At 72.7% G+C, this 15,266-nt stretch carries 14 protein-coding genes; 10 read left to right on the top strand and 4 right to left on the bottom strand.

The window, feature by feature from the left end; translation table 11 throughout:
* Positions 1–20: 20 nt before the first annotated feature.
* On the bottom strand, positions 21–818 hold the full coding sequence (locus ACWDVB_RS34980; RefSeq protein WP_451518996.1) for a PspA/IM30 family protein: 798 nt from the start codon (positions 816–818) through the stop codon (positions 21–23).
* Between the two features lie 255 nt (positions 819–1,073).
* Here ACWDVB_RS34980 and ACWDVB_RS34975 point away from each other — a divergent pair, with 255 nt between their 5' ends.
* The gene (locus ACWDVB_RS34975; RefSeq protein WP_451518995.1) at positions 1,074–1,700 is read left to right on the top strand and encodes a DUF3043 domain-containing protein; all 627 of its coding nucleotides are present in this window, start codon (positions 1,074–1,076) and stop codon (positions 1,698–1,700) included.
* A 74-nt stretch (positions 1,701–1,774) separates the two neighbouring features.
* Positions 1,775–2,482: a class I SAM-dependent methyltransferase gene (locus ACWDVB_RS34970; RefSeq protein ID WP_451518994.1), complete on the top strand. Its 708-nt coding sequence runs from the start codon at positions 1,775–1,777 to the stop codon at positions 2,480–2,482.
* Positions 2,483–2,555: 73 nt separating this feature from the next.
* Here ACWDVB_RS34970 and ACWDVB_RS34965 read toward each other — a convergent pair whose 3' ends face one another.
* The gene (locus ACWDVB_RS34965) at positions 2,556–2,777 is read right to left on the bottom strand and encodes a hypothetical protein (protein WP_451519263.1); all 222 of its coding nucleotides are present in this window, start codon (positions 2,775–2,777) and stop codon (positions 2,556–2,558) included.
* Between the two features lie 103 nt (positions 2,778–2,880).
* Between ACWDVB_RS34965 and ACWDVB_RS34960 the strand changes: the two genes are divergently transcribed.
* A complete protein-coding gene (locus ACWDVB_RS34960; protein WP_451519262.1) occupies positions 2,881–4,107 on the top strand; it encodes a bifunctional adenosylcobinamide kinase/adenosylcobinamide-phosphate guanylyltransferase in 1,227 nt (408 codons plus the stop codon).
* Positions 4,108–4,133: 26 nt separating this feature from the next.
* Here the strand turns inward: ACWDVB_RS34960 and ACWDVB_RS34955 are convergent, their stop codons facing one another.
* Entirely contained in the window at positions 4,134–5,189 is a 1,056-nt protein-coding gene (locus ACWDVB_RS34955; RefSeq protein ID WP_451519261.1) for a class I SAM-dependent methyltransferase, read from the bottom strand.
* Positions 5,190–5,322: 133 nt separating this feature from the next.
* Here ACWDVB_RS34955 and cobT point away from each other — a divergent pair, with 133 nt between their 5' ends.
* The 3 genes from cobT to ACWDVB_RS34940 are packed head-to-tail and all read left to right on the top strand — an operon-like array spanning position 5,323 to position 9,031.
* Positions 5,323–6,462: a nicotinate-nucleotide--dimethylbenzimidazole phosphoribosyltransferase gene (gene cobT / locus ACWDVB_RS34950; RefSeq protein WP_451519260.1), complete on the top strand. Its 1,140-nt coding sequence runs from the start codon at positions 5,323–5,325 to the stop codon at positions 6,460–6,462.
* Positions 6,463–6,515: 53 nt separating this feature from the next.
* Positions 6,516–8,309: a phosphatidylglycerol lysyltransferase domain-containing protein gene (locus tag ACWDVB_RS34945; RefSeq protein ID WP_451519259.1), complete on the top strand. Its 1,794-nt coding sequence runs from the start codon at positions 6,516–6,518 to the stop codon at positions 8,307–8,309.
* Positions 8,306–9,031, top strand: coding sequence for a hypothetical protein (locus ACWDVB_RS34940; protein ID WP_451519258.1), 726 nt, complete (start codon positions 8,306–8,308; stop codon positions 9,029–9,031). Before ACWDVB_RS34945 ends, ACWDVB_RS34940 begins: the two co-directional genes overlap by 4 nt.
* Here the strand turns inward: ACWDVB_RS34940 and ACWDVB_RS34935 are convergent.
* Positions 8,950–9,735, bottom strand: a complete 786-nt coding sequence (locus ACWDVB_RS34935; RefSeq protein ID WP_451519257.1) for a hypothetical protein — start codon at positions 9,733–9,735, stop codon at positions 8,950–8,952. The genes ACWDVB_RS34940 and ACWDVB_RS34935 overlap by 82 nt on opposite strands.
* A gap of 87 nt (positions 9,736–9,822) precedes the next feature.
* Here ACWDVB_RS34935 and ACWDVB_RS34930 point away from each other — a divergent pair, with 87 nt between their 5' ends.
* The 4 genes from ACWDVB_RS34930 to ACWDVB_RS34915 form a co-directional block, all read left to right on the top strand.
* On the top strand, positions 9,823–10,605 hold the full coding sequence (locus tag ACWDVB_RS34930; protein ID WP_451519256.1) for an adenosylcobinamide-GDP ribazoletransferase: 783 nt from the start codon (positions 9,823–9,825) through the stop codon (positions 10,603–10,605).
* Positions 10,606–10,753: 148 nt separating this feature from the next.
* A complete protein-coding gene (locus tag ACWDVB_RS34925; RefSeq protein WP_451519255.1) occupies positions 10,754–12,307 on the top strand; it encodes a leucyl aminopeptidase in 1,554 nt (517 codons plus the stop codon).
* Between the two features lie 322 nt (positions 12,308–12,629).
* Entirely contained in the window at positions 12,630–14,018 is a 1,389-nt protein-coding gene (lpdA, locus tag ACWDVB_RS34920) for a dihydrolipoyl dehydrogenase (protein ID WP_451519254.1), read from the top strand.
* Between the two features lie 101 nt (positions 14,019–14,119).
* The coding region (locus ACWDVB_RS34915; RefSeq protein WP_451612021.1) for a biotin/lipoyl-containing protein at positions 14,120–15,266 on the top strand (1,147 nt) is incomplete at its 3' end.

Here is a 15,266-nt window from a genome sequence, read left to right as displayed (position 1 = left end):
CTGCTGCCAGCTCCTGCGCGCTACTGCTTGTCGAAGCGCGGGGTGTCCTGCGGCTGCTGCTGCGACTGCGGCCGGCCCTGGCCACCCTCGATCGCCTGCTGTCCGCTGCTGGAGCCCCCCGCGAGCTCCGCCTTCATGCGCTGCAGTTCCAGCTCTACATCAGTACCACCGGAGAGGCGATCCAGCTCGGACTGGATGTCGTCCTTGGCGAGGCCGGAGGAGTCGTCGAGGGCACCGGAGGCGAGCAGCTCGTCGATCGCGCCGGCCCGCGCCTGGAGCTGCGCGGTCTTGTCCTCGGCGCGCTGGATGGCCATGCCGACGTCGCCCATCTCCTCGGAGATGCCGGAGAAGGCCTCGCCGATGCGGGTCTGCGCCTGGGCGGCGGTGTACGTGGCCTTGATCGTCTCCTTCTTCGTACGGAAGGCGTCGACCTTGGCCTGGAGTCGCTGCGCCGCGAGGGTGAGCTTCTCCTCCTCGCCCTGGAGCGTCTGGTGCTGCGTCTCCAGGTCGGTGACCTGCTGCTGGAGCGCGGCCCGCCGGGAGAGGGCTTCGCGGGCCAGGTCCTCACGGCCGAGGGCGAGGGCCTTGCGGCCCTGGTCCTCAAGGGTGGAGGACTGCTTGTTGAGCTGGGCCAGCTGCAATTCGAGGCGCTTGCGGGAGGTCGCCACGTCGGCGACGCCGCGGCGGACCTTCTGCAGCAGCTCCAGCTGCTTCTGGTACGAGTAATCGAGGGTTTCGCGCGGGTCCTCGGCCCGGTCAAGGGCTTTGTTCGCCTTCGCGCGGAAGATCATCCCCATACGCTTCATGACACCGCTCATGGGCTTCGCGCGCCCCCTTCTGACGGACTTCCAGCTCCAGGTACTGCTCAGAACCCACAGTACGGGCCCTGCATCCATTACCGCACTGTTCGCGTGCGGATGCGCTCATCCCCAAGGACGACTGCGTACGGCCCTGATCCGGCGTAAGGAGTAGGTGCACCCCCGAACCGGCTGGATACCGCCTGCTACGTCCCCTTAGGCACGTAAATCAAGACGCCCGGCGTTGCCGGATCGTTCCCCGTGCGGCTGGGGTCCATGCCGTCGCACCCCGTACCCTTGGATTTTGTGTTCCGTAGCCGATCCAAGGAAGAGAAGGCCCCGACCGCCCAGGCGCCGGTGACCGACTCCACGCAGCCCCGTGACCCGCAGGCCCCCAAGGGCCGCCCCACCCCCAAGCGCGCCATGGCACAGTCGCAGCGCCGCAGCGTGACCAATACGCCGACGACGCGCAAGGAGGCGGCGAAACGGCAGCGCGACGAGCGCCGCACGCAGATGGCGAAGCAGCGCGAGGCGCTGGCCAGCGGTGACGAGCGGTTCCTGCCCGCCCGTGACAAGGGACCCGTGCGCAAGTTCGCGCGCGACTTCGTCGACTCGCGCTTCTGCATCGCGGAGTTCTTCCTGCCGCTCGCGGTGATCATCCTCGTCCTGAGCATGGTCCGCGTGCCCCAGTTGCAGAACATCGCGCTGCTGCTCTGGCTCTTCGTGATCGTGCTGATCATCGCCGACTCCGTCGCCACGGCGTTCCGCCTCAAGAAGCGCCTGGCCGAGCGCTTCCCGAACGAGAACAGGAAGGGCGCCGTCGCCTACGCCCTGATGCGTACGCTCCAGATGCGCCGGCTGAGGCTTCCGAAGCCGCAGGTCAAGCGCGGAGAGCGGCCCTGAGCGGAGTCACCGGCGGGGCCGCGGACCGGCCGGCGGGGCCGGGTGGTCTGCGCGGTGCCGTACGCCAGGAGCTCGTGGCCCGGCAGCTCGACGAGCAGATAGCGGCGCGCTTCCCCGTGGGGCAGCGGCTGCGGGTGCTCGACGTCGGCATGGGCCGGGGCACGCAGGCGCTACGGCTCGCCCGTGCCGGGCACAAGGTGACGGGGGTCGAGCAGGACCCCGCGATGATCGCCGCCGCGCGCGAGGCGCTCGCCGAGGAGCCCGAGGGCATCCAGGGGCGGGTGCGGCTCGTCCAGGGCGACGGCCACCAGACCGGTGTGCACTTCCTGCCGGGCAGCTTCGACGTGGTGCTCTGCCACGGCGTCCTGATGTACGCCGATGAGCCCGACGCCCTGCTGGCGGGTCTCGCCCGGATGCTGGCCCCCGGGGGGCTGCTCTCGCTCCTCGTGCGGAACGCGGACGCGCTGGCCATGCGGCCGGGGCTCGGCGGTGACTGGAGCGGGGCGATGGCCGCCTTCGACTCCGTCACGTACCGCGACGGGCTCGGCCTCGACGTGCGGGCCGACCGGCTCGACGCGCTGTCGGCGACGCTGGCGGGGATCGCCGCGCCGCTCCAGGTCTGGTACGGCGTACGGGTCTTCACGGACACCGTCCACGACGAGGAACCGCTGCCCGCCGAGTGGGAGCTGGAGGCGCTGCTGGCCGCCGAGGAGCGGGCCGGACGCACCGAGCCCTATCGTCGGGTCGCCGCGCTGCTGCATCTGTGCGGGGTGCGGGACTAGAGCCTGTGCGGAGTGCATGAGGGAGGCGGTGGCCGGGGTCCGGCCACCGCCTCCCTCACTGTGCCGCGTACCGCTAGCCCTGGACTTCCTCCTGCATGTGCAGGCTCATCGGGCCGTAGATCTCGCTCGCGTCCTCGAAGAGGGTCACCTGGTCGGCGCCGCCGTCGGCCAGCGCCTTCCAGTACTCACCGATCCAGGACTCGGCGTCGCCCTGCGTGGTGAAGTCCTCGGGCTCCACGGCGGGCTGGACCTCCGTCCCGTCCGCCTTCTCGAACCGCCACGTCCATGCCGCCATGTCAGCCTCCCGAAGGTCCGTAGCGGTCTCGTGGAAACCGCCTGAATCCGCTTGAAGCGTAGCCGGGCGCGCGGCGCCGGACCCGACGCGGGAGGATCTTCGTGTGGAACTGACTCTGCTCGGCACCGGCGCCCCCGAAGGACTGCCCCTTCCCGGCTGCCCCTGCGCGGCCTGTGCGACCGCTCTCGGTGACGCGGCGCGCGCCGCCACCGCGCTCCTGGTGGACGGCGTCCTGCTGCTCGACCTCACGCCCGGCGCCGCCTTCGCGGCCGCCCGCGCGGGGCACTCGCTCGGCGGTGTGCGCCAGGTGCTGCTCTCCCATCCGCACGACGGGCCCGCCGTGGAGGTCCCGGCCGGTCTCCCGCAGCCCGTACGGGGCGCCGACGGGCGGGAGTTGACGCTCCTGACCGGCCACCGGGTGCGCACGGTGGCGCTGGACGCGCCCGGCTCCGGGTACGAGGTGACGGGGCCCGACGGGGAGCGGCTGCTGTATCTGCCGCCGGGCGGCGCGCCCGCGGGGCTCGCCGACGGGAACGGCCTCGGCGAGGCGAAGGGCGGGCGCGGCGCGTACGAGATGGTCGTCGCCGATGTCCTCGGGCGTCCCGACGGGCTCGCCCGGCTGCGCGCGGCCGGGGCCGTGGGGCCGACCACCGATGTGATCGCCGTCCACATCGGCCACGAGGTGCCCCAGGGCGGGGAGCTGACGCGCCGTCTCGCCGCCGTGGGCGCGCGGGCCGTGCCGGACGGGACGACGCTCGTCGTCGGCGCCTACGAGGACGTGCCGGACGTGCCGCGCCGCACCCTCGTGCTCGGCGGCGCCCGCTCGGGCAAGTCCGTGGAGGCCGAGCGGCGCCTGGAGGGCTTCCCCGACGTGCTGTACGTCGCGACGGGCGGGACCAGGAACGGCGACGCCGAGTGGGCGGACCGGGTGAGCCTGCACCGCGAGCGGCGCCCCGGCTCGTGGCGGACCGCGGAGACCTGCGATCTGGTGCCGCTGCTCGCGCAGGCCGGGCCGCCGCTGCTCATCGACTGCCTGTCGCTGTGGCTGACCCACGCCATGGACGAGGTGGGCGCGTGGGACGACGCCGAGTGGGCGGGCGGCGGCGAGCGGGCGCTGCGGGGGCGGGTCGCCGGGCTCGCGGACGCGGTGCGCGCCACCCGGCGCACGGTCGTCGCCGTCTCGAACGAGGTCGGCTCCGGCATCGTCCCCGCGACCGCGTCGGGCCGCCGCTACCGTGACGAACTGGGCCGCCTGAACGCGGCGTTCGCCGCCGAGTGCGAGCACGTCCTGCTCGTCGTGGCGGGCCAGGCGCTCCCGCTGCGCGGCTGATCCGGCCCTCTTGAGCACTTCGTACGTCAGTCGCCCTCGCCCCTGCGCGCGATGATCCGGTAGGTGTTGGAGAAGCCGGTACGGGTGAGCAGCGGGGCCAGCAGCCTGTCGAGGGCCTGGGCGAGGGTCAGCGCCGGCGCGCAGGCCCACCACGCGGCCCGGCGGAGCTTCAGCCGGAGCGGGGGCACGGGTCTGGCGCGCCAGGGGACGTCCGCCTCGGGCAGGCAGCGGTTGAGGACGAGCGCGAGCGCCCCGCCGAGGTCGGCCGGCACGTGGGCGGCGCGGCGCTCGATACCGACGACGGTGAAGCCGAGTTTCTCCAGCTCCTGGCGGAGGTTGGTGAGCGGGATGAAGTGCAGGTGGCGGGGCTGGGAGTACGAGAGCCACCACTTGCCGAGCAGTCGGGCGTAGCGGCAGCCGGGGTCGGGGGCCTCGATCATCAGGTGGCCGCCGGGGCGCAGCACGGTCTTCGCGGCTCTCAGCTCCGCGCGCGGGTCGGCGTCGCGGCCCAGCTGGTGGAAGAGGCTGAGGGCGTCGTAGCGGCCGGCGAGGGAGTCGGCGAGCCCGGTGAGGGTGCCGCGGTGGCCCTCCTCGACGCGGCCGCGGCGTACGGCGTGCTCGACGCCCCTGCCCGGGTCGAGCCCGTCGAAGGACGTGTAGGGCAGGACCTGCCTGGCCAGGACCGGGAAGTACGCCCGCCCGGTGCCGACGTCCAGCCAGCTCTCGGGCTCGTCGAACGCGCGCATGGCGCGGGCGCGGGCGAGGTGGCGTCTGTCGGTGGACCGGACGCCGGAGAGCTGGTGGTGGAAGTCCCGGTGGCAGAAGTCCCGGTGGTAGAAGTCCAGGCCTTCCGGGGTGAGGCTGGGGTTCTGGAAGCAGTGGGCGCAGTTGCGGCAGCTGTCGAGCGTGAACGTCCCCGGCTTGTGCTGGATCAGGTCGGTGGTGCGCAGCCAGGCCCGCAGCCGCGAGGAGCCGCACCAGGGGCAGTCGTCGCGGCGGGGCTCGTGGAAGCGCCCGGTGCCCTGGGCGAGCGCGGCGAGATAGGCGGGGCGCCGTGCGGCGACCCGCTGGGAGACGTCCATGGTCGTGCTCCTGACGTGGGGGCTTTGGCGCGATCGGTCCGGCAATGTCGTTATGTGCCCCATGCGATACATGTCGTAACCGTCCGAGGACCGTTCGAACACCGGCGCCGTGCCTGCCGGTACTGTTCGGCGAATGAGCTCGCTGAATCTCGACGACTTCACCGACCTGATCGAGCGGCCCGACGGCGGGGTGCGCCGCGACGCCGAGGAGCGCAGGGAGCGGCAGACCGTGCCGCCCGGTGCCCTCGGCCGCCTCGACGAACTGGGCGAGTGGCTGTCGGCGGCCCAGTCCTCGGTGCCGGTCCGGCCGGTCGAGCGGCCGCGCGTGGTGCTGTTCGCGGGCGACCACGGGGTCTCGGAGCTGGGGGTCTCGGCGCGGCCCGCGGGCGGCGCCGCCGATCTCGTCCGTTCCGTACTGGCCGGTGAGAGCCCGGTGGCGGTGCTCGCGCGCCGCCTCGACGTGCCCGTACGCGTCATCGACATGGCGCTCGACTGCGACCCGGCCGAGCTGCCCGCCGGGGTCGCCGGGCACCGGGTGCGGCGCGGGTCCGGACGTATCGACATCGAGGACGCACTCAGTGCCGAGGAGGCCGAGCGGGCGGTGCGCGCGGGCATGGCCGTCGCCGACGATGAGGCGGACTCCGGCACCGATCTGATCGTGCTCGGCGATGTGAGCGTGGGCGGCACGACGCCCGCCGCGACGCTGATCGCCGCGCTCTGCGGCACCGACGCGTCCGTGGTGACCGGGCGGGGCGGCGAGGCCATCGACGACCTGGCGTGGATGCGCAAGTGCGCGGCGGTGCGGGACGCGCTGCGGCGGGCCCGGCCGGTGCTCGGCGACCAGCTTGAGCTGCTCCAGGCGGTCGGCGGCGCCGATCTGGCCGCGATGACCGGCTTCCTGCTGCAGTGCGCGGTGCGGCGTACGCCGGTCATCCTCGACGGCGTCGTGGCGTCGGCGGCGGCGCTGGTGGCCCAGCGGGTCGCCTTCCGGGCGCCGGACTGGTGGCTGGCGGGACATGACAGCGGGGAGCCGGCGCAGGCCAAGGCGCTGGACCGGATGGCCCTGGAGCCGCTCCTGAACCACGGCGTGAAGGTCGGCGAGGGCGCCGGGGCGCTGCTGGCGCTGCCGCTCGTACGGGCCGCCGCGGCGCTGTCGGCGGAGCTGCCCGAGCGGGCCGCCGCCGCGGAGGACGAGCGGGAGGACGAAGCGGAGGGCGGCACGGAGGGCGGCACGGGCGGAGAAGCGGAGCCCGCGGTGCCGCCCGCCGAGTAGGCACCCGGCGGCGCGGGCCGACGGCGACGACCTTGCCCATATGATCCCTTTTCATGGGAGATGAGCAGATCGTCGCCGGGCGACAGAAGAAACCACGCACCGTCACACAGCGCCGCGCCGCGGGTTTCACCGTCTGGTATCTCCGCGCCGTCACGTTCATCAACTTCCTCAGCGCTGTCTGGGTCTCCTTCGGGCAGGACGTGCGGCAGCACAACACGGAGAACTACTTCACCCCGTACCTGCTGACCGCCGGCTTCGCCTCCGGGGCGTTCACGCTGTTCCTGGCGATCACCATGCGGCGCCGCAAACGCGCCGCATGGATCCTGAACCTCGTCCTCAGCGGGCTCTTCCTGCTGCTCTTCGCCTTCGCGATGGTCTTCCCGGAGATCCGCCGGTACGCGCAGAACTGGATCTCCCTCGTCCTGACCGCCGCCTTCGTCGCGGCGCTGGTCGTCGGGCGCCGCGAGTTCTACGCCAAGGGCGACCGCGCCAACCCGAAGCTGGCGTCGGCCGTCGCGGTCGGCGGGCTCCTGGTGACCTCGCTGATCGCGGCGCTGCTCGTCACCGTCACCAACCGCGCCGACGACGACTACCGTTCGACCTTCCTCGACCGCTGGCGCTACGGCACCATGCGCCTGGTCTCGCTCGCCGCCGACGACAGGCGCTTCGAGGGCATCACCACGCCCGGCTGGGTCAACGTCGCCATCAACGTCCTGAGCGCGCTGCTGCTCTGCGCCGTCCTGTACGCGGCGTTCCGCTCCCGCAGGGCCGTCGACCCGCTCACCGAGGAGGACGAGGAGCGGCTGCGCGCGCTCCTCGACCAGCACGGGGAGCGTGACTCGCTCGGCTACTTCTCGCTGCGCCGCGAGAAGAGCGTCGTATGGTCGCCGACCGGCAAGGCCGCGGTCGCCTACCGCGTCGTCAGCGGGGTCTCACTGGCCTCCGGCGACCCCATCGGCGACCCGGAGGCCTGGCCCGGGGCGATCGAGCCCTGGCTCGCCGAGGCCCGCGAGCACGGCTGGCTCCCCGCCGTGATGGGCGCGAGCGAGGAGGCCGGCACGATCTACGCCCGGCACGGCCTCGACGCCCTGGAACTGGGCGACGAGGCCATCGTGGAGATCGCCGCCCGAGGCGGAGCCTCTCAAGAGCACTTCACCCTTCAGGGGCGGGCCATGCGCACCGTCCGCCAGGCGTACAACCGCGTGAAGCGCGCCGGGTACACCGTCCGCATCCGCCGCCACGAGGACATCCCCGCCGACGAGATGGCGTACCTCCTCGATCGCGCCGACGACTGGCGCGACGGCGCGACCGAGCGCGGCTTCTCCATGGCGCTCGGACGGCTCGGCGACCCCGCGGACGGACGGTGCGTGATGCTGGAGTGCACGGACGGCGACGGGGAGCTGCGGGCGGTGCTCTCCTTCGTGCCGTGGGGGCCGCGCGGGCTCTCCCTGGACCTGATGCGGCGGGACCGGGACTCCGAGAACGGCCTGATGGAGTTCATGGTCATCGAACTCCTCCAGCGCGCCCCCGAGATCCAGATCACTCAGGTCTCGCTCAACTTCGCGATGTTCCGTTCGGTCTTCGAACGTGGCTCGCGGCTCGGCGCGGGTCCGGTCCTTCGCCTGTGGCGGTCGCTGCTCAGCCTCTTCTCCCGGTGGTGGCAGATCGAGTCCCTCTACCGTGCCAACGCGAAGTACCGGCCGATCTGGGAGCCCCGCTTCCTCCTCTTCGAGAAGAGCGGTCACCTGCCACGCATCGGCATCGCCGCGGCCCGCGCGGAGGGCTTCCTGGAAGCGCCGGGCCTGCCGAAGTTGCTGCACCGCAAACATCTGGAGTCGAGACGATGAGCACCCTGGCCCGCCGCGCCCGCGCCGAGTGGAGACCGCTGTTCTCCGCCGTGCGGGACGGGATAGCCGCCCGGCGGTGGCGGGCCGCGCCCATGACACTGGCGGCGGTCTGCCTCACCGCGTGCTTCCAGTACGTCCAGAACCAGCCCTGGGGCTACCAGTTCGTACAGAACATCGGCTCCGTGCGCGCCGACGAACCGCTCTGGCTCGCGCTGCTGCGCACCCCGCTCTCCCTCTTCGTGCCCGCCCTCGATCTGCCGGTGTGGGGCGCGCTGGCGCAGCTCCTGATCGTCTTCGGGATCGCCGAGATCTGCCTCGGCTGGTGGCGCACGCTCCTCATCGGCTACGTGGCCACGCTCGCCGGCACGCTCTACGCGCGCGTGGGCATCGAGCTGGGCCCCGGCCATCCCCTCGGGCTGCCCGCCTCCGACGCGCGGGTCGTCGACACGGGCCCGTCGGCCGCCGTCGTCGGCCTCGCCGTGTACGTGTGCTGGCGCCACCGGGCGTACTTCACCGCGGCCCTGGTGGCCGTCCTGATGGTCGTCGAGGTGGTCGCCAAGAACAACCTCGCGGGCAAGGAGCACCTGGCGGCGATCACGGCCGTGCTCGTGCTCTGCGCGGCCTCCTCTGTGCGTCACCGTCACCGCCGCGGGGGTGGCGGTGTGCGCTCCGGCTCCGACGTGTGCCCGGAGTCGGGCGAGAAGCCGCCGATCCAGTCCTGAAGCCTGCGGCGGGGACCCGACCAGCGGCGGTCGTGCCGGAAGGCGCGCAGGCCCGCACGCGCGCGTGCCCGGTGCCGGTGGCGGTAGAACCGCCGCGCCCACGCCGATCCCGGCCGCGCGAGGCGGACCGCGCCGACCAGCGCGACGAACGGGACGACCATGCCGATCAGCGCGGTGCGCAGCTTGCCCTTGAGGAGTGCGATCAGGGCGAAGCCGCAGTTGACGACGGCGTTCAGCGCGAGCAGGGCGCGGTTCTGCCGCTCGACGGGGGTGACGTCGTTGATCCCGAACGGCGTGAAGCCGGTGAGCACCAGCACCACCAAGGCGGCCGTGAGCATCACGGCCTCCACGCTCTTGCGGCCCTGCTCGCTCCAGTAGACGTCGTCGAGGTGGAGGATCAGCGCGAACTCGTCGAGCACGAGCCCCGCCCCGATCCCGAAGATGACGGCGGCGTACAGCGGCCCGGCGCCGCGCTGCCCGGCGGCCACCGCCCAGAACCCGCCGACCAGCATGAGGAAGATGCCCGGTACGACGTGGTGGACGTGCACCTCCCCCGAACTGATGTTCCGGAACGGCCCCTTTCCCGCCCGGATGAGCCGCGCGATGGACCGGGTGGCCAGGAACGACCCCGCGAAGGAGAGCAGCGCGAGCAGCAGCGGCAGCTTCCCCGGCTCGACGATGTTCCGGTACCACCAGTCGCTCATGCGGCCCACCAGTCGCTCATGCGGCCATCCTGTGCCCCCGAAGAGTGATCCGCAGGGCGGGACATCCTGCCGGGGTAGCCTTCCGCGGTGTCCAGAACCTCCCCCGCCGACGGCATACGTTTCGCCTTCGGCACCCTCACCGCGCTCCCCGTCCGAGTCACGAGGTGGGATCGCGCCGCGGCCCGCGCGGGCATGCAGTGGGCGCCCCTGGCCGGGCTGTCCGTCGGCGTCATCGCCGCAGGGCTCGGCGGCCTGCTGACACTCCTGGGCGCCGGCCCCCTTCTCGCCGCCACCGCGACCGCCGCGACCCCCGCCGCGCTCACCCGCGGTCTGCACCTGGACGGCCTCGCGGACACCGCCGACGGCCTCGGCAGCGCCAGGCCCGCCGACGACGCGCTGCGCATCATGAAGCAGTCCGACATCGGCCCCTTCGGCGTCATCACCCTGCTCTTCGTCCTGCTCGCCCAGGTCGCAGCGCTCTTCCAGCTGTACGAGAGGTCGTGGGCCCACGGCGCCGTCGCCGCCGTCGTCTCGGCCACCGCCGCCCGCCTCGCCCTCACCCTGGCCGCCCGCGCCGGAGTGCCGCCCGCCCGCCCCGAGGGGCTCGGCGCCGCCGTCGCCGGGGTCGTCCCGCGCGGCCGTGCCCTGCTGGTCGCGGCGGTCGTCGTGTGCGGGGCGGCGGCAGCGGGCGCCCCGCTCGGGATGTACGGCATGGCGCGGGCGGCGGCGGCCGTCGTCCTCGCGCTCGGCGCCGCCGAACTGCTGCTCCGGCACTGCGTACGGCGGTTCGGCGGGGTCACCGGGGACGTCTTCGGCGGCCTCGCGGAGACGGCGGCGACCACCGCTCTCGTGGTGCTCGCGCTCGGCTGACGCACGGCCCCGCCGAAACCCCGGCGTTCGCGACATCCCATCGAACACACTCAGTGAGGCGCACCGCAGCGTTCACGGGCGTAGGCTCGCGACGGGCTCACCACCCCCACAGCCCGTCGAAACCCAACCGAAAGAGGACCTCACCACCGTGACTGCTCTGACTCTCAGCACCGCCGCCGCGTCCGGCCTGCGTGCCGACGCGATCGTCGTCGGTGTCGCGAAGGGCTCTGGTTCCAAGGGGGCTCTGGTCGTCGCGCCCGGCGCCGAGTCCGTGGACAAGGCGTACGACGGCAGGCTCGCGTCCGTCCTGGAGACCCTCGGCGCCTCGGGCGGCGAGGGCGAGGTGACCAAGCTGCCCGCGCCGTCCGGTTTCAAGGCGCCGGTCGTCGTCGCGGTCGGCCTCGGCGAGGTCCCGGAGAAGGACGAGACGTACGGCACGGACGCGCTGCGCCGCGCCGCGGGTGTCGCCGCGCGCGCCCTGACCGGCTCGAAGAAGGCCGCGTTCGCGCTGCCCGTCGAGGACGCGGACGACATCTGCGCCCTCGCCGAGGGCGCGCTGCTGGGCGCGTACTCCTTCGTCGCGTACAAGGACCAGGGTGGCGCCGACGCCAAGGGCGGGAAGAAGAACGGCAAGGACGCCAAGGCGCCGCTCGCCGAGGTCGCCCTGCTCGGCGGCAAGCCCCGCGACAAGGCGTACAAGGCCGCGCTGGAGCGCGCCACCGCCGTCGCCGAAGAGCTGAACCGCGCCCGCGACCTCGTCAACACTCCGCCGAACGACCTCGACCCCGAAGCCTTCGCGGCGGTCGCCACCGCGGCCGCCAAGGAGCACGGCATCAAGATCCAGGTGCTCGACGAGAAGGCGCTCCTCAAGGGCGGCTTCGGCGGCATCCTCGGCGTCGGCGCGGGCTCCGACGCCCCGCCGCGCCTGGTGAAGCTCTCGTACACGCACTCCAAGGCCAAGAAGCACCTCGCCTTCGTCGGCAAGGGCATCACGTACGACTCGGGCGGCATCTCGCTGAAGCCCGCCGGTCACAACGAGACCATGAAGTGCGACATGGCCGGCGCCGCGGCCGTCTTCGCCGCCGTCGTCGCCGCCGCGCGCCTGGGCCTCGAAGTGAACGTCACCGGCTGGCTGGCGCTCGCCGAGAACATGCCGTCCGGCTCCGCCACCCGCCCCGGCGACGTCCTGCGCATGTACAGCGGCAAGACCGTCGAGGTCCTGAACACCGACGCCGAGGGCCGCCTGGTCCTGGCCGACGCGATCGCCAAGGCCTCCGAGGACGCGCCCGACGCGATCGTCGACGTGGCGACCCTGACCGGCGCCATGATGGTGGCGCTCGGCAACCGCACCTTCGGCATCATGGCCAACGACGACGCGTTCCGTACGTCGATCCACGAGATCGCCGAGGAGGTCGGCGAGCCGTCCTGGCCGATGCCGCTCCCCGCCGACCTGCGCAAGGGCATGGACTCCGCCACCGCCGACATCGCCAACATGGGCGAGCGCATGGGCGGCGGCCTGGTGGCCGGCCTCTTCCTGCAGGAGTTCGTCGGCGAGGGCATCACCTGGGCCCACCTGGACGTCGCGGGCCCCGCCTTCCACGAGGGCGCGCCGTTCGGCTACACCCCCAAGGGCGGCACCGGCAGCGCCGTGCGCACCCTGGTCCGTCTCGCCGAGCGCACCGCCGCGGGCGACCTGGGCTGATCCGCGTACACCGCTTCGGGGCTCCGGACGTCCCCACGTCCGGAGCCCCGTACGTTGCCGCGCGCGTCCGGAGCCGTCGGGTTTCGCCCTCGACGAAATCCGTACGTCCGCACGCGGCAGAACCGCTGGAGACGGTCGATGAGACGTCTCACAGCCTGGCCCGGCGTCCCGTCTCCCGTCGACAAGTGCGAAGATGGGTTCTCGGCAGGACAGGGCCCCCACCAAAGGGCCGAAACAAGAGCGGCCGAATACCAGCCGACTGACCGGTCGTCCCCCGCGCAAAGGGGTCCGGCGTACGGCGCACATGCATGGAGGACGTGACGTGGCGAACGACGCCAGCACCGTTTTCGACCTAGTGATCCTCGGCGGCGGTAGCGGCGGTTACGCCGCGGCCCTGCGCGGAGCGCAGCTGGGCCTGGACGTCGCCCTGATCGAGAAGAACAAGCTCGGCGGCACCTGCCTGCACAACGGCTGCATCCCCACGAAGGCGCTGCTGCACGCCGGCGAGATCGCCGACCAGGCGCGCGAGGCCGACCAGTTCGGCGTGAAGGCCACCTTCGAGGGCATCGACATGGCGGCCGTCCACAAGTACAAGGACGACGTGATCTCCGGCCTCTACAAGGGCCTCCAGGGACTCGTCGCCTCCCGCAAGGTGACGTACATCGAGGGCGAGGGCAAGCTCTCGTCCCCGACCTCGGTGGATGTGAACGGTCAGCGCGTCCAGGGCCGCCACGTGCTCCTCGCGACCGGCTCCGTGCCGAAGTCGCTGCCGGGCCTGGAGATCGACGGCAACCGCATCATCTCCTCGGACCACGGCCTGACCCTGGACCGCGTCCCGCAGTCCGCGATCATCCTGGGCGGCGGCGTCATCGGCGTCGAGTTCGCCTCGGCGTGGAAGTCCTTCGGGGCCGACGTCACGGTCATCGAGGGCCTCAAGCACCTCGTGCCCGTCGAGGACGAGAACAGCTCCAAGCTCCTTGAGCGCGCGTTCCGCAAGCGCGGCATCAAGTTCAACCTCGGCACGTTCTTCGAGAAGGCCGAGTACACCGAGAACGGCGTGCGCGTCACCCTCGCCGACGGCAAGACCTTCGAGGCCGAGGTCCTCCTGGTCGCCATCGGCCGCGGCCCGGTCTCGGCCGGTCTCGGCTACGAGGAGCAGGGCGTCGCCATGGACCGCGGCTACGTCCTGGTCGACGAGTACATGCAGACCAACGTCCCGACCGTCTCGGCCGTGGGCGACCTGGTGCCGACCCTCCAGCTCGCGCACGTCGGCTTCGCCGAGGGCATGCTGGTGGCGGAGCGCCTGGCCGGTCTCAAGACCGTCCCGGTCGACTACGACGGCGTGCCCCGGGTGACGTACTGCCACCCCGAGGTCGCCTCCGTGGGCATCACCGAGGCCAAGGCCAAGGAGATCTACGGCGCGGACAAGGTCGTCGCCCTCAAGTACAACCTCGCGGGCAACGGCAAGAGCAAGATCCTCAAGACCGCGGGCGAGATCAAGCTCGTCCAGGTCAAGGACGGTGCCGTGGTCGGCGTCCACATGGTCGGCGACCGCATGGGCGAGCAGGTCGGCGAAGCCCAGCTGATCTACAACTGGGAGGCGCTGCCGGCCGAGGTCGCCCAGCTCATCCACGCCCACCCGACGCAGAACGAAGCGCTCGGCGAGGCCCACCTGGCCCTTGCGGGCAAGCCGCTGCACTCCCACGACTGACCCTTCAGTTTCGGGCGCGACGACCTAGACTTCCTTCCCCGGGCTCTCGACTTCGCTCGAGCAGGGGAGGCCCCAATTTTTCGTAAGGAGCAACTGAAACCATGGCGGTTTCCGTATCCCTTCCGGCGCTCGGCGAGAGCGTCACCGAGGGCACTGTCACCCGTTGGCTGAAGGCCGAAGGCGAGCGCGTCGAGGCCGACGAGCCGCTGCTCGAGGTCTCGACCGACAAGGTCGACACCGAGATCCCCTCCCCTGCCGCCGGCATCCTGGCCTCCATCAAGGTCGCCGAGGACGAGACCGTCGAGGTCGGCGCCGAGCTGGCCGTCATCGACGACGGCTCCGGTGCCCCCGCCGAGGCCCCGGCCGCCGCCGAGGCGCCCGCCGCCCCCGCCGCCGAGGCCCCCGCGGCTCCGGCTCCGGCCCCCGAGGCTCCCGCCGCTCCGGCCGCGCCGTCCGGTGGCGCCGCCGAGGGCACCGCGGTCACCCTGCCCGCGCTCGGTGAGTCCGTCACCGAGGGCACCGTCACCCGTTGGCTGAAGGAGGTCGGCGAGGAGGTAGCGGCCGACGAGCCCCTCCTTGAGGTCTCGACGGACAAGGTCGACACCGAGATCCCCTCGCCGGTCGCGGGCGTACTGCTCGAGATCGTCGTCGGCGAGGACGAGACCGCCGAGGTCGGCGCCAAGCTCGCCGTCGTCGGTGCGCCGGGTGCCGCTCCCGCGGCTGCCGCTCCGGCCGCCCCGGCCCCCGCGGCCGAGGCTCCGGCTCCGGCCCAGCCCGCGGCCCCGGCCCAGCCCGCCGCTCCGGCGGCCCCCGCTGCTCCGGCCGCCGCTCCCGCCGCCCCGGCCGCGCCCGCCGCTGCCGCCCCGGCTCCGGCTCAGCCCGCGGCCCCGGCTCCGGCTCCCGCTCCGGCGCAGCCCGCCGCGCCTGCCGCCCCGGCCCCCTCCACCCCGGCCGACGACGGCGCCTACGTGACCCCGCTGGTCCGTAAGCTCGCCTCCGAGAACGGAGTGAACCTCTCCGAGGTCACCGGTTCCGGTGTCGGTGGGCGCATCCGCAAGCAGGACGTCATCGCCGCCGCCGAGGCCAAGAAGTCGGCCCCGGCCCCGGCCGCCGAGGCTGCTCCGGCCGCCGCCTCGAAGGCCCCGGCCCTGGAGGTCTCCCCCCTGCGCGGTCAGACCGTGAAGATGACCCGCATGCGCAAGGTCATCGGCGACAACATGATGAAGGCCCTGCACTCGCAGGCCCAGC

The organism is Streptomyces sp. NPDC003379, assembly GCF_053589195.1.
The sequence above is the reverse complement of the archived record's forward strand: the minus strand, read 5'-3'. Positions and strand labels throughout refer to the sequence as shown.